This window comes from Micromonospora sp. DT41, assembly GCF_049841715.1.
In the GTDB taxonomy this organism is placed as follows: Bacteria; Actinomycetota; Actinomycetes; order Mycobacteriales; family Micromonosporaceae; genus Micromonospora; species Micromonospora profundi.
Window position 1 is genome coordinate 1 of sequence record NZ_JBNCKU010000045.1, and the last position, 1,226, is coordinate 1,226.

Genomic DNA, 1,226 nt, shown 5'->3' on the forward strand with positions numbered 1-1,226 from the left:
GGGTGGGATGAATTCGGGGTGGCCGTCGGCGGCGAGTCGTACGGTCCAGTCGGTGTGGTGGAGGTGTCGGTGGTGGTGGCCGCAGAGGAGGACGGCGTTGGTGAGGGTGGTGGTGCCGCTGTCGGCCCAGTGTCGGATGTGGTGGGCGTTGCACCAGCGTGGTGGTCGGTCGCAGCCGGGGAAGGTGCAGCCGCGGTCGCGCAGGACCAGTGCGCGGCGTAGCGGGCCGGTGATGAGGCGGCGTTGCCGGCCGACGTCCAGTGGTTGGCTGGTGCCGCTGAGGACGGCGGGTAGGACGGTGGCGTCGCAGGCGAGCCGCCGCACGGTGTCGGGTGTGAGGTGCAGGCCGGTGTCGAGCGCGCCGACACCGAACTGCCGGGTCAGGGTGTCATAGCTGGTGGTGACGACGATCTGGGCGGGGTCGCCGCCGTTGTCGGGTAGTTCGCCGGTGCGCAGGGCGAGGCGGCAGATGTCGGCGAGGGCGTCGTGTCGGCGCTGCCCGGGGCTGCGGGTGTCGTCGGGGCCGGCGGGCGCGGTGAGGGGGTCGATGGCGGCCCGTAATACGGCGGCTGCTTCGGCGTCGAGGATGCCTGACAGCCGCAGCCGCCCGTCGGGCTGTTCGCTGACTGTCACCTGTCGATCCCGGGCTGCCCGTGCTTCCTGCGCTCTCAGTGCTGCTTCGGCGGCAGCGTCAGCTATCTCCGGCGCGACATGATCAAGGATTCGGGCGCCCATCCTGCGCAACAGCGTGGGGTCGAACTGTCCGGCCCATCCGATGAGTACGTCGACGGCTTTGTCTGCCGTGGGGGTGTCGGCGGCGGCGTGGACTGTGGCGACGGTGTCGCCGATGATGCGGGCCTGCTCCACGCTGATCGTGCCGTCGGCGAGGGCCTGGCGGATCTCCGCAGGACCGTTGTCGAGGGTGGTGGCCAGCTCGACCAGTCGGCGGGCGGCGGGGATGGTGAGTCGTAGCCGCTCGCGCAGCCACACCGGCGTGCAGGACGCGCCGTGGCGGCGGGCCGTGCCGCGACCGTCCACCTCCCGAACGAGGGCCAGCTTGAGCGCCGCCACCCGTTGCTCAAGGCGATGCGCCGCGTCCAACGCCGCGATGAGATCGCGCTCCGAGACAGCCCAGGTAGCTGCGTCAGAGCAGGCGGCCACTGCGGCTTCGGCCTGCTCCAACGCGTCAATCACAACCAAAGTTTAGAACGCATGTACGACAATTT

At 70.5% G+C, this 1,226-nt stretch carries 1 protein-coding gene; it reads right to left on the reverse strand.

The genetic code is table 11. From position 1 onward, the window contains the following. The coding region (locus ACLQ23_RS31505) for a DUF222 domain-containing protein (protein WP_425881530.1) at nucleotides 1–1,194 on the reverse strand (1,194 nt) is incomplete at its 3' end. Between the last annotated feature and the right edge of the window lie 32 nt (nucleotides 1,195–1,226).